Source organism: Aliterella sp. E5.1 (genome assembly GCF_057473825.1).
On the sequence record NZ_JBYCCV010000007.1, the window covers coordinates 51,337 to 64,154 of the forward strand.

Here is a 12,818-nt window from a genome sequence, read left to right on the forward strand (position 1 = left end):
GTAAATTGCTAGTGAATGTAATTAATTTAACTAAAAAAGCAGCTAATAGTGACTTGGAGTTAAGAAAAAAGTTTACTTCTAAGTTGAAAAAAGCATCCAGCAATGGGATGCAAACCCCAGAAACCAGTAGCATCAACTCCCAACTTGGCAAAACGAGTAATAATTGGCTGCGTCGGGGAGTAAGTGAAATTTTCCCCGATCGCACCAGTAGCGATAATCCTCAAGAAAGCCTGGAAAAGCTGCTTAAAACGACAGATAGACCTTTGCGGATAAAATTGGGCATCGATCCAACAGGAACAGATATTCACCTCGGTCATAGTATTCCAGTGCGGAAGCTGCGAGCGTTTCAAGACGCTGGACATACAGCAGTTTTAATTATTGGTGATTTTACTGCCAGAATTGGCGATCCTACAGGCAAATCAGAGGTACGTCCTCAGCTAACTGGGGAAATGGTAGCGCAAAATGCCCAGAATTATCTAGAGCAAGTCCGACCGATTTTAGACTTTGATACGCCAGGAAGATTGGAAGTACGTTACAACTCTCAGTGGTTGGCAAAGCTAGATTTGGCAGAAGTTTTAGGATTGCTCTCGACTATGACTGTAGGGCAAATGTTGGCAAAAGAAGGATTTAGCGATCGCTTCGTCCAAGAAAATCCCATCTATCTGCATGAATTTCTGTACCCGTTGATGCAAGGTTACGATTCGGTTGCTATTGATGCGGATGTAGAATTGGGCGGTACAGACCAAAAATTTAACATTGCCGTCGGGCGAGACTTACAAAAACATTTTGGCAAAACACCGCAGTTTGGGCTATTAATGCCAATTTTGTTAGGGACAGATGGCGTACAAAAAATGTCTAAGTCGCTGCAAAATTATGTGGGATTATCAGAAGATCCGTTAACGATGTACTCAAAACTAGAAAAAACCCCCGATAGCTTGCTAGAGCAGTATTTTGAGTTGTTGACAGATTTATCATTAGCACAACTACCAGCAAATCCACGCGATCGCCAAAAACTCCTAGCTTTGGATATTGTGACTCAATACCACGGCAAGGAAGCGGGATTGCAAGCCCAACAAGCAGCTTTATCTATAGTCAGTGGTACTACGACTCAATCGGCTTCTGTACCGGAGTTTTCTCTTTCCTCAATTGCGTTTCCCACAAAGTTAGCAAATATTCTTAGTGCCAGCAGCTTGTGTAAAAGTAATGGAGACGCGAGGAGGCAAATTCAAGGCGGCGCTATCCGCTTAGATGGAGAAAAAATTGAGCAAGCCGATTTGGGATTTGATCATCCTAATCCTTTGTATGACAAAGTTTTACAGTTTGGCAAAACCAAATTTATCCGCCTAGTACCGTAATAATTTAGTATGTCCCCATCGCAAATCATCGTTCCATTAGACGTATCTACTGAAGCTGAAGCTATAGCGCTAATTGACAAGTTGCCAGAAGTTACTTTTTGGAAAGTAGGGTTAGAACTATTTGTCAGCACTGGCGCTAATGTTGTAAAAATCCTCAAAGAGCGGCAAAAAAAGGTATTTTTAGACCTGAAACTGCACGATATCCCTAATACCGTCGCTGGAGCAAGTCGAGCGGCGGCGCGGTACGGTGTAGATTTACTCACTATTCATAGCACCTGCGGTAGAGAAGCTCTAAATTTGGCTCATGGCGCAATTCAACAAGGCGCTCAAGAAGCGGGGGTTGTGCCAACTAAATTGATTGCAATTACCGTGCTAACTAGCCTCTCATCGCGGCAGCTTGCCTTCGATCTAAAAATTCCTTTAGAATTGCCAGACTATGCCCTGCAAATGGCTTTAATGGCTCAAGAATCGGGGCTAGAAGGGGCAGTTTGTTCGCCCCAAGAAGTACAGCAACTAAAACATAGTTGTGGCAAGAATTTTTTGCTAGTTTGTCCTGGTGTACGTCCAACTTGGGCAGAATTAGGAGATCAAAAACGTAGTCTGGCCCCAGCACAAGCGATCGCATCTGGCGCAGATTATTTAGTTATTGGTCGTCCAATTACGGCGGCGGCTGACCCTAAAATAGCTTGGCAGCGCATTTGTGACGAAATAGCAGCATGAGCTTAAAAATGGGGATTGCAGCTTGCATATTATGGCTTACAGCCTCCAATGCTTGCGCCCAAACACCTTTATCTAACTGCCAAAAGCAAGATGTAGAGACGCTAACAAATCAATTAGTCAAAGACTTACCCAACTACACTAATCGCGTCAACCAAAAGTCTCGCCGTTTAAATAGAAGCGTGGATATTTATAGTTATGTGCTATTGGCTGGAAAACCAGAATTTGCGCCCTTATCTCTTGGTCCTGGAGAGTATACTCCAACAACACCTAATACTGAGCAGCCGCAGCAAGTATTTATAACTACTTTGGAGCGACAATACAGCACGGGAAAGTTAGTTCAATTGCAACAGTATCATTGGCTATTTTTGACGCGGACAACTAGCGGTTGGCGGTTGGCTTTCATGTTTTCTAGTACCGGAACTTACCCTAATAAACAACCACCAACGCCACCAAGAGAAAGTAGTAATGGCGCGATCGCTCAAGCTGTAAATACTTGGCTGCGAGACTGCCAAGCTGGAACGTTGCGATAATTGGTCTGGCGGAAAAAATAGGGTGTGGCTTTGCCTCCCCTATTGTTTTCTAAGAAAAGCCATGCTTGTTAAACTTAAAGCAGCAATCTGTACCTAAAATAGTTATGTCTGTTGCCAAAGAATTAGAAATTCTCGAAAGTTTGCCCGAAGATGTTATCGTTCCTTCAGGAGAATTTTACAGCGATGAGCCACCTTTGGAAACCGACTTGCATTTGCGGCAAATTATCCTACTATTACAGTGCCTTGACTGGCAGTGGCAAGACAGAAACGATTTTTATGCCGCAGGTAATTTAACTATTTACTATAGCGAACGGCGGCGCAAATCAGAGGATTTTCGGGGTCCAGACTTCTTTGTAGTTTTGGGGACAGAGCGCAAACCTCGTAGAAGTTGGGTAGTGTGGCAAGAAGACGGCTTGTACCCGAATATAATTATCGAATTATTGTCTACATCTACGGCGGCGGTAGATCGAGGCTTAAAAAAACAGATTTATCAAGATACTTTCCGCACTCCAGACTATTTTTGGTTCGATCCAGAAACTTTAGAATTTGCGGGATTTTGTCTAATTAGCGGCACATATCAGCCAATAGAACCAAACGAGCGGGGTTGGATGTGGAGTCAGCAGTTAGAACTATATTTAGGTATCTACAATCGAAAATTACGCTTTTTTACTGCTGTTGGGTTGTTAGTTCCAACACCAGAGGAATTTGCTCAACAACAAACTCAACTCGCTCAACAACAAACTCAGCGAGCAGAAACGTTAGCCGCCAAGCTGCGAGAATTAGGTGTAGATCCAGATACGATTTAAAAAAAGCGATCGCTTTAGATAGAATGCGATCGCACTATTTCAATTATTCTTCAGGATAAACCCACTTTGGCGGCTCCGTCATTTTTTTCCTTAGCCTTTCTTCCGCAATTTCTAGCATCCGATCTAAAGAAGTTTCTTGAATAAATTTTGCTGACTCTTGCTTGTACTCTAAGTTGGGGCATTTGTCGCCTAAAACACAGCCATTAACGCAGGCGGTGGCACAGTCAATCGTATTTTCTGGCATATAAAAGTACGGAAAATAAAGAAAAATTGTTGTATTGGGAACTTTTTATAATTATAAAACTTCGTTTTAGGGGATCGCATTCCCGTTACTTGTAGCTAGGATAGCGATACGAATAGAGATTCTAAATGCTGGCAACAAATGAAACTATAGCTGCGATCGCTACGGCGGTTGTGCCTCAACAAGGTAGTGTGGGAATTGTGCGCTTATCGGGCGCTACGGCGTTAGAAATTGCTCGACACATTTTTCATCCTCCCGGTACGCAAGTATGGGAATCTCACCGCATTCTTTACGGCTACATTCGCCATCCCCAGACGCAAAAACTAATTGACGAATCTCTACTACTAATTATGCGTTCTCCTCGCTCCTATACCCGCGAGGATGTAGTTGAGTTTCATTGTCATGGGGGAATTATGGCTGTACAGCAAGTTTTGCAGCTATGTTTAGAAGCTGGTGCAAGGTTGGCGCAACCTGGAGAATTTACCCTCAGAGCATTTTTAAACGGGCGACTAGATTTAACTCAAGCTGAAAGTATTAATGACTTAGTAGGGGCAAAATCGCCTCAAGCAGCGCAGGCGGCTTTAATGGGATTGGAAGGCAAATTGCGATCGCCTATTGGTCAATTACGAGCCATTTGCTTGGATATTTTGGCAGAAATTGAGGCGCGAATTGATTTTGAAGAAGATTTACCACCCCTCGATATAGAAGAAATTACTAACAAAATTGGGCAATTATTAGCGCAAGTAAGTGAAATTCTCACGACTGCTGACCGAGGCGAACTCTTACGCAGTGGATTGAAAGTTGCTATAGTTGGTAGACCAAATGTAGGTAAATCTAGCTTACTCAATGCGTGGAGCAAATGCGATCGCGCGATCGTTACTGATTTGCCCGGAACTACCCGCGATGTCGTAGAGTCGCAGCTAGTTGTCGGCGGTATTCCCGTGCAAGTATTAGATACGGCAGGAATCCGCGAGACAAGCGATAAAGTTGAAAAAATTGGCGTAGAAAGAAGTCTTGTTAGCGCTCAAGGTGCAGATTTAGTATTACTAACCATAGATGCTGCCGCCGGATGGACAGAAGCGGACGCAGACATCTACACTTCTGTACAACATCGCCCGGTGATTTTAGTAATCAATAAAATTGACTTAGTAGCAACTCAACCACCAATACCAGAGAACATTACCCAAATTGTACCAACGGCGGCGGCTCAAAATAAAGGTATTGAGGCATTAGAGCAAGCAATTTTGACTACTGTACAAGCAGGAGTTGTAAAATCTGCCGATATGGATTTGGCAATTAACCAAAGACAAGCGGCGGCGTTGACACGAGCAAAAATCTCACTTCAACAAGTAACTGATGCTGTAAGTAATGCTTTACCGCTAGATTTTTGGACAATAGACTTAAGAGGAGCAATTCAGGCTTTAGGGGAAATTACGGGGGAAGAAGTGACAGAATCAGTCCTAGAGCGAATTTTTAGCCGCTTTTGTATTGGAAAATAATTCCTAGGATGTAAGCTTATTTTTGGTTGCAGGAGAAAGGGGAATAAATTTACTTCTTTGGCTGCAATACAGAACTAACAACGTAAACAGGATAATTCCGACCAAATATTTAATTGCAGCATTGATATTGGGATTCGGTGAGAAAAAGCCCTCAATAGTACCAGCAATAACAAGCATTGGCACGATCGCAAATACTAACTGTGCTGCCTTAGAACCATAAAAGCGCAACGCATCTATTCGGCGGTACTTACCAGGAAACAAAATTGCTCTAGCGATTAATAATCCCGCGCCGCCAGCAAAAAATATCGCTGGCAATTCCAACGCACCATGAGGAAAAACAAACGCCCAGAATGGATAAGCTAAGTTATTTTGTCCAACTAAAGCCGCGATCGCCCCAATACTCAAGCCGTTATACGCCAATATATAAGCTGTATATAATCCGGCAGTTATTCCTCCAGCTATCGCCGCAAAGGATACAGAGAGGTTATTAATAGTAATACTGCTAGAAGCTAAAGGCTCAACTCCAACAATCGAACCCATCCATAGCTCGTGTTTGTCTCGAACTTTGGTAATTAGTTCTTGTGGCACTATCGAAGGCAAAAATGCTGGATCTCGCCAAGCATACCACCAGGCGATCGCTGCTCCGAATAAAAATATCCCCGTTGCCAGGGCAATATATCCCGATGTCTGCTGCACTAATAATGGTATTCCCGTGCGATAAAACTCTTTTACCGCTTGCCATTCTTGTCGCCGCGAACCTTGATAAATTTGGTTGTAACCGCGAGTTGTTAATGATTGTAAATTTTGAGTAATTAAATTTCCTACTTGTTGGGTACGAGCGCGGGCAAAATCTGCGGCTACCGAGCGATACAAGCTTGCTAAGGTGGCGATTTCTTCAGCGTTTAATGATTTAATCCCTTGTTTCTCTACCTGCCCTAACAAGGCATCTAGGCGCTTCCAGTCTGGTTCTCGTCTGGCAATCCAACGTTGAATGTTCATTAAATTTGTGGTCAATTAGCAAACGCTAACTTAAGATAGCGCTATTCCCATAGATAGATATATAAAGTGACTGGAGAATTATTGTGGCTCAAAGCTCATCGCAGCCTCTAAGTATTGGTAATGTTGTTACTACTGCCTTTCAACTCTATAAAAATCGTTTTCAGCCTTACTTTCTGTTGGCGCTTAAGGCTTACTTCTGGTTGCTAATTCCAATTTATGGTTGGGCGAAGTTTAGTGCTATTTCGGCGCTAATTTCTCGTTTAGTTTATAAAGAATTAGTAAATCAACCAGAGACGATTAAAGATGGGACTAGGTATGTCAATTCTAAGCTATGGCAGTTTTTCCTTGCAGGCATACTCTTAGGATTGATTGCTTTAGGTGTCTACATTGCTTTTGCGATCGCCGTTGGTATTGCAGCAGTATTTGGCGGATTAGTTATAGGTTCGCAAGGAGGTAATTTTGCCCTAACTGCGATCGCAGTTACCCTTTCGGTGATCGCAGTTATTGCTTTTATTGTTGGGTTCTTTATTGTCTTCATCCGCTTTTTTGTATTTGAATTGCCCTTAGCACTTGAAGATAATATTGATGCTAGTACAACTATTAGTCGTAGTTGGAGGTTAACTAAAGGCTTTGCAGGGTGGATTTTACTAATCTCTTTTGTAGCTTTTTTAATTACTTTTCCTTTGGTAGTTTTACTACAATTTGTTAGCACAATACTCCAACTTTCATTAGCAGCCTTAGTCGATCAAAACACAGTTTTTAACCTGCTACTTTTTATCTTAACTTTGTGCTTAAGCTTTGCATCAGGTGCTTTACAATTACCATTTTTGCAGGCAATTAAGGCAGTAGTTTACTACGACTTGCTTACTCGTAAAGAAGGTTTGGGTTTAAATTTACGCGATCGCAATATTTAATATATGCACATTTTTAATCGTGTCACTTACCAAACTCCCGAAAGTGTTGAACTAGAATTTACTCTAGCAGGAATTGGTAGTCGGGCTTGGGCGTTGGTAATTGATTATCATGTTTTGGGAGCAATTTTAGTAGGCTTTTTAGCTATTATCTGGGCAATTTTTAGTGTATTGATTGAAGCTTGGGGTAGAGTTTTTGGGACTCGAAATATAGAATTATGGTTAAGTGCGATCGCAACTATAAGTATATTTGCAATTTACACTAGCTATTTTGTCTTTTTTGAGACTTTGTGGCAAGGGCAAACGCCAGGGAAACAATTAGCTAAAATTCGTGTCATCCGAGATGATGGCAGACTAATCGGGCTGCAACAAGCAATTTTAAGAGCTTTAATCAGAAGTGTTGATGACACCTTTTTTATTGGGGCATTACTAATTATGCTCACAAATAAAGAAAAGCGTTTGGGAGATTTGTTAGCGGGAACTATTGTGATTCAAACAGAAGCTGCAACGACTTCTGCAAGTTTTTCTGTATCTAACAAGGCGCAGGAAATAGCAACTCAATTACAACAAAGTTCGGCTGATTTTAGTCAACTATTACCTGATGAATTTGCAACTATCCGCGACTATCTCCAACGCCGGGAGAAAATGATTCCAAAAGCGAGAGAGAAAGTAAGTTTACAACTTGCCAAGCAGACTAAAGCAATTATTGGCTTGGATAAACTACCCATGCCCTTAGAACCTGATGTATTTTTAGAGGCTGTTTATTTGGCGTATCAACAATAATAAACTTCCTGCAAAAGCTAAAGATGCTTAATGAATTGATTAAAAAATTATCCCAGCCCGCCTAGGGTTAAAACCCCAGGCTAATAGTGAAAGTCAGCTTAAGCTGAGTAATAAATCTTTCGGTCGTCGAGCTAGTAAACCTTGTGCGTTACTAAAGAGAGGTTTATTACACAAGGTCTAATTTGCAAATCTACGATCTCTTTTTGTAGTAGTAAGGCGAATTTATTTACTACTACTACCCACCCATACCAGGAATTAAACTGCCACTAAGACGCTTGAGAGCGCGCCCAGCTACATCGCTGTAACCCATCTCGCCACAGAGAATTTTACCCATCCGTTGGGTAGCAGTGGGACGTTTGACCCCAACTCTATAACCAATCCCAGGTACTCGATAAAATACCGCAGCCAAACGTTGCGCCCAAATCATCTCCGAACCCCATTCTTCAGTAATAACTTGGGTGTATTTTTCCAAGGCATCCAAATCGCCCCCAATAGCGCGATCAATGGATTCTGCTGCCTTCAAGCCGCTAAAAATTGAGGGGCGAATCCCCTCGGCGGTCATGGGATCGACGATGCAAGCAGCTTCCCCAGCTAAAACTGCATTTTGAGTATGCAATCGCTGATTTCCATCCCACAAACACAAGGGATGCCCGTATTGTTTGGTAGTTTTCATATCAATCCCAAACAAGCTACTGTATTCGCCTAAAATTTTCTTAAAATCTTGCCCTTCCCCGCCTCGGAAAGTACCAATTCCGATAGAGTAACCATCAGCTTTGGGGAAGTTCCAAATATAGCCATTTTTGACCATGCCAAATTCAAAATGGGCAGTATTACTATCTTCTACCTTGGCGATCGCTTCTGCTTCCAAAGCTCCTCCCAAACGGCGCTGACGCTCTTTAAAGCCTAGTAGCTTTGCCATTGGTCCTTTAGCCCCATCGGCAGCAATCAAAAACCGTCCGTTAAATACGCCATTGCTAGTATTGACTTGCCAAGAGTCGTTTTGAAACTCAATGCCCTTAACTTCCGTACTATCTTTCAGTTCTGCCCCTTGTTTTTGGGCTTGCTGGATCAAAAAGTGGTCGAAAATATCGCGTCTTACCATCCACATTGGTTCGGGTGTATTTAACTCTGCTTGCACCGGATCGCCCATTTTCCAGGTATAGCGAATAGTATTGACTTTAACTGAAATTGCTGGCGAAAAGTCAAAATCAAACCACTTGGCGATCGCCGGAGATACTCCACCACCACAAGGCTTGTATCTGGGAAGTGATTCTTTTTCTAACACTAAAACGGAACGCCCTTTTTTGGCTAAATGATAAGCAGCCGTGCCACCTGCGGGACCTGCTCCGACAATAATACAATCGTACATATTACTAAATTTAGCTCCGATTTATACTGATACTGTTATATAGCCTGACAAGACTTTAACTAATTTTGCGCCGTTCTTCACAGATCCAGGGGTAGCAAATAAGCATTTTACGGAAACAATATAATTGGCAATACAGCAACAAATGCGTCTAAATTACTCCTAGGTCTTAGATCTGCCAAGGGCTGAGAAAATATTAATTATCCTGCTTCGAGTTATATCAATTGTGAAATTTCCTATAAGTTCCCCTGCCCAAACCCAAACTCGCAAAGCCGATCACCTGCGAATCTGTCTAGATGAGGATGTGCAGTTTCACGCCAATACTAACGGATTAGAACGCTATCGCTTTACTCATTGCTGCTTGCCAGAAATAAACCGCAGTGAAATCGATTTAACCACCACATTTTTGGGGAAACAGCTATCAGCACCATTATTAATTTCTTCGATGACGGGCGGTACAGAGCAAGCAGGCACGATTAATCAGCGTCTAGCTGAAGTTGCCCAGCATTATAAAATAGCTATGGGTGTGGGTTCCCAGCGAATAGCTGTAGAGAAACCCCAAGTTGCTTCAACTTTTGCTGTGCGATCGCACGCCCCAGATATTCTTTTATTTGCTAACTTGGGCGCGGTTCAACTCAACTACAACTACGGTTTAGAGCAATGTCTGCGTATCGTAGATTTGCTTGAAGCTGATGCCCTGATTTTGCACCTCAATCCTCTGCAAGAGTGCGTTCAAACTACCGGAGATACTAATTTTCGCGGTTTGCTTGACAAAATAAGCGTGTTGTGTGAAAGCTTGCCTGTGCCAGTTATTGCCAAAGAAGTCGGTAATGGCATCTCCGCAGCAATGGCAACTAAGCTGCTAGAAGCGGGAGTAAAAGCAATCGATGTAGCGGGAACAGGTGGTACATCTTGGGCAAAAGTAGAAAGCGAAAGAGCCGAAACATCTTTGCAAAGGCGCTTGGGAATGACCTTCGCCGATTGGGGTTTACCTACAGCCGAGTGCATCACTAGCATTCGCGCTGTCGCGCCAGAAGTACCGCTAATTGCTTCTGGAGGTTTGCGTCATGGGTTAGATGCCGCCAAAGCGCTGGCGCTGGGCGCAGATATTGCGGGGATGGCAATGCCATTTTTACAGGCGGCGGCAGAATCGCAAGCGGCTGTTTACAGCTTAGTTGAGGTATTAATTGCCGAAATGACTACAGTGCTATTTTGTACGGGAAATGCCACCATAGAGCAGCTAAAGTCATCGTCAGCTTTACAAACACTAACAAGTGCGATCGCGCCAACAACGAATTTTTAAGATTTTAAGTTAGATTAGCGATCTATCTTGCTTGGAGCAAGGCTGCTAATCCAAGCGTAAAAATAAAGTTAGCGAACAGCTAACCTCAAGGAATATACAAAAAATGAGTAATTTTATTAAGCAAACCTTTGCAAGCGCCATTGGTAGCGTGCTAGGGCTATTTATTTTCTTTGGAATAGGGACGGCGGGGCTGATATTACTGTTAATTGCGATAGGCTCTCAAGACAATAGCCCGCAAGTAAAAAATAAATCGGTATTGGTCTTAGATTTGGCGCTAAATATTACAGACTCTAAGCCCAACTCTAGCACCAGCGCCGCCTTGCAAGAAGCACTATCGGGAGAAGATAGAAATAGAGTTACGCTGCGTACGGTTCTAGATACTTTGGAAAAAGCTAGGCGCGATCCGCGCATTGTTGGTATCTATTTGGATGGTAGTAGAAGTTCTGAAGAAAGTACAACGGGTTTTGCAACCCTTAAGGAAGTAAGAACAGCTTTAGAAAAATTCCGCGCCGCCGGAAAGACTATCGTTACTTATAACGTGGAATGGAACGAACGAGATTATTACCTTAGCTCAGTAGCAAACAAGATTGTGATCAATCCGTTGGGAGCAATGGAACTCAATGGCTTGAGTTCTCAGCCGATATTTTTAGCAGGAGCTTTAGAAAAATATGGCATCGGCATTCAAATTATCCGAGTTGGTAAATTTAAGGCAGCCGTTGAACCATTTATTTTAACTAAGCTAAGTCCAGAAAACCGCCAGCAAACAGAGAGATTGTTGGGCGATGTCTGGGGCGAGTGGCAAAGCGCTGTTAGCAAAAGCCGCAATGTCAGCCCGACCAAGATCCAAGCAATTGCAGATAATCAAGGCTTATTAGAAGCAGATTCTGCCCGTAAAAGTGGTTTCGTTGATAAAGTAGGGTATTTTGACGAAGTTTTGGCTGAACTTAAGCAATTAACTGGTAGTAAGGCAGAAGATAGAACCTTTGAGCAAATTAGTTTAACAGACTACTCCGAAGTTTCTGGGAAGTCGTTGGGTGTAGAGCGCAAATCCAAAAATCATGTTGCCGTTGTTTATGCCGAAGGTAATATTGTCGATGGACAAGGAGGTGTAGGACAAGTAGGAGGCGATCGCTTTGCCCGGATATTCCGCCGATTGCAGCAAGATAAAGCTGTAAAAGCGATCGTTTTGCGTGTCAATAGTCCGGGGGGTAGCGCAACTGCTTCGGAGATAATTCAGCGCGAAATTCGACTTACAGGTAAAACTAAACCTGTAATTGTTTCTATGGGCGATGTGGCGGCTTCAGGTGGTTACTGGATTGCTACCGACGCTAACCGCATTTTTGCTGAGCCAAATACAATTACTGGCTCTATTGGCGTGTTTGGAGTATTACCAAACTTCCAAAAAATTGCAAATAATAATGGCATTACTTGGGATGTAGTCAAAACAGCTAAACTTGCTGACAGTCAAACCGTTGCTCGTCCTAAGTCTCCTCAAGAGTTGGCAATTTATCAAAATTCTGTTAACCGACTTTATGGTTTATTTCTGAGTAAAGTTGCCCAGGGGCGCAACCTTCCAGAGCAAAAAGTAGCAGAAATTGCCCAAGGTCGAGTATGGTCAGGGGTAGCAGCCAAAGAAATTGGCTTAGTTGATGAAATTGGTGGTGTTGATGCAGCTATTAGTTATGCAGCCAAACAGGCAAAGTTGGGCAACGATTGGCAAGTAACCGAGTATCCCGAAGTCCGCAGCTTTGAACAACGTCTACTCGGACAATTAGGAAACGAAGCGCGGGTAAGAATGGGCGGTGAAGCTACAAGCAAGTCAACAGATTTGCTCACCAAGGAGTTTGTGAAACTACAACAAGAACTAGAGGTATTGCAGTCAATGAACGATCCATTAGGAGTTTATGCTCGTTTGCCTTTCAGCTTAAAAATTGAATAAATAGCTATCTGCCCAAAACAGGGTAATAAGTAAAATCACGGTTGTATTTTGAACGTATACCTATAGAATTAGGGGGAGTTGAAGTACAAATGAGATTCTACACATCTACCTATGGATATAAAAACTAAGCGTCTTGCACTTTTAGTAATTTCCTGTAGTGCGACTGGGGTAATTTTGGGCGGTAGTGCTAGTTGGGCAGATAGCAATCAATGTTGGCAAGCTAAAGAAGTGACAGAAGATTGTCTAACTCAAGAGCCGTTAGTTAAGACTATGCAAGGTATGAGTACGGGGCTAATTGCTGGATTTACTGCTGCCGTGGTGGCGGCTTGGCAAATCAAACAGGACAAATAGTTATTTTACTAGCTT

Annotated in this window: 13 protein-coding genes; 10 read left to right on the forward strand and 3 right to left on the reverse strand. The window is 42.7% G+C overall.

Annotated elements, in window-relative coordinates; translation table 11 throughout:
• Positions 1 to 107 precede the first annotated feature (107 nt).
• The 4 genes from tyrS (at position 108) to AC2VE5_RS04580 (ending at position 3,411) form a co-directional block, all read left to right on the forward strand.
• Positions 108 to 1,355 (forward strand): tyrosine--tRNA ligase, encoded by a 1,248-nt coding sequence (gene tyrS / locus AC2VE5_RS04565; RefSeq protein ID WP_486886649.1) that lies wholly within the window; start codon positions 108 to 110, stop codon positions 1,353 to 1,355.
• 9 nt (positions 1,356 to 1,364) lie between these two features.
• Positions 1,365 to 2,075 (forward strand): orotidine-5'-phosphate decarboxylase, encoded by a 711-nt coding sequence (pyrF, locus tag AC2VE5_RS04570; protein WP_486886594.1) that lies wholly within the window; start codon positions 1,365 to 1,367, stop codon positions 2,073 to 2,075.
• Positions 2,072 to 2,605, forward strand: coding sequence for a hypothetical protein (locus AC2VE5_RS04575; protein WP_486886595.1), 534 nt, complete (start codon positions 2,072 to 2,074; stop codon positions 2,603 to 2,605). The genes pyrF and AC2VE5_RS04575 overlap by 4 nt, the downstream gene beginning before the upstream one ends.
• Positions 2,606 to 2,709: 104 nt before the next feature.
• Positions 2,710 to 3,411, forward strand: coding sequence for a Uma2 family endonuclease (locus AC2VE5_RS04580; RefSeq protein WP_486886596.1), 702 nt, complete (start codon positions 2,710 to 2,712; stop codon positions 3,409 to 3,411).
• Between the two features lie 43 nt (positions 3,412 to 3,454).
• Here the strand turns inward: AC2VE5_RS04580 and AC2VE5_RS04585 are convergent, their stop codons facing one another.
• A complete protein-coding gene (locus AC2VE5_RS04585) occupies positions 3,455 to 3,655 on the reverse strand; it encodes a hypothetical protein (protein WP_486886597.1) in 201 nt (66 codons plus the stop codon).
• A 125-nt stretch (positions 3,656 to 3,780) separates the two neighbouring features.
• Here AC2VE5_RS04585 and mnmE point away from each other — a divergent pair, with 125 nt between their 5' ends.
• Positions 3,781 to 5,151: a tRNA uridine-5-carboxymethylaminomethyl(34) synthesis GTPase MnmE gene (mnmE, locus tag AC2VE5_RS04590; protein WP_486886598.1), complete on the forward strand. Its 1,371-nt coding sequence runs from the start codon at positions 3,781 to 3,783 to the stop codon at positions 5,149 to 5,151.
• 3 nt (positions 5,152 to 5,154) lie between these two features.
• Here the strand turns inward: mnmE and AC2VE5_RS04595 are convergent, their stop codons facing one another.
• Entirely contained in the window at positions 5,155 to 6,150 is a 996-nt protein-coding gene (locus AC2VE5_RS04595) for a stage II sporulation protein M (RefSeq protein WP_486886599.1), read from the reverse strand.
• An 83-nt stretch (positions 6,151 to 6,233) separates the two neighbouring features.
• Here AC2VE5_RS04595 and AC2VE5_RS04600 point away from each other — a divergent pair, with 83 nt between their 5' ends.
• Both AC2VE5_RS04600 and AC2VE5_RS04605 read left to right on the forward strand, forming a co-directional pair.
• Positions 6,234 to 7,064, forward strand: coding sequence for a DUF975 domain-containing protein (locus tag AC2VE5_RS04600; RefSeq protein ID WP_486886600.1), 831 nt, complete (start codon positions 6,234 to 6,236; stop codon positions 7,062 to 7,064).
• Positions 7,065 to 7,067: 3 nt separating this feature from the next.
• Positions 7,068 to 7,844, forward strand: a complete 777-nt coding sequence (locus tag AC2VE5_RS04605) for an RDD family protein (protein WP_486886601.1) — start codon at positions 7,068 to 7,070, stop codon at positions 7,842 to 7,844.
• Positions 7,845 to 8,079: 235 nt separating this feature from the next.
• On the opposite strand, the gene AC2VE5_RS04610 is transcribed toward AC2VE5_RS04605, so the two are convergent.
• Positions 8,080 to 9,213 carry a geranylgeranyl reductase family protein gene (locus AC2VE5_RS04610; protein ID WP_486886602.1) on the reverse strand — a complete coding sequence of 378 codons (1,134 nt, stop codon included), beginning with the start codon at positions 9,211 to 9,213 and terminating at the stop codon, positions 8,080 to 8,082.
• Between the two features lie 223 nt (positions 9,214 to 9,436).
• Here AC2VE5_RS04610 and fni point away from each other — a divergent pair, with 223 nt between their 5' ends.
• The 3 genes from fni (at position 9,437) to AC2VE5_RS04625 (ending at position 12,803) form a co-directional block, all read left to right on the forward strand.
• Positions 9,437 to 10,513 (forward strand): type 2 isopentenyl-diphosphate Delta-isomerase, encoded by a 1,077-nt coding sequence (gene fni / locus AC2VE5_RS04615; RefSeq protein WP_486886603.1) that lies wholly within the window; start codon positions 9,437 to 9,439, stop codon positions 10,511 to 10,513.
• 103 nt (positions 10,514 to 10,616) lie between these two features.
• Complete coding sequence (sppA, locus tag AC2VE5_RS04620; protein WP_486886604.1) at positions 10,617 to 12,452, forward strand: signal peptide peptidase SppA; 1,836 nt, start codon at positions 10,617 to 10,619, stop codon at positions 12,450 to 12,452.
• A 111-nt stretch (positions 12,453 to 12,563) separates the two neighbouring features.
• Positions 12,564 to 12,803 (forward strand): hypothetical protein, encoded by a 240-nt coding sequence (locus AC2VE5_RS04625; RefSeq protein ID WP_486886605.1) that lies wholly within the window; start codon positions 12,564 to 12,566, stop codon positions 12,801 to 12,803.
• Positions 12,804 to 12,818: the final 15 nt, after the last annotated feature.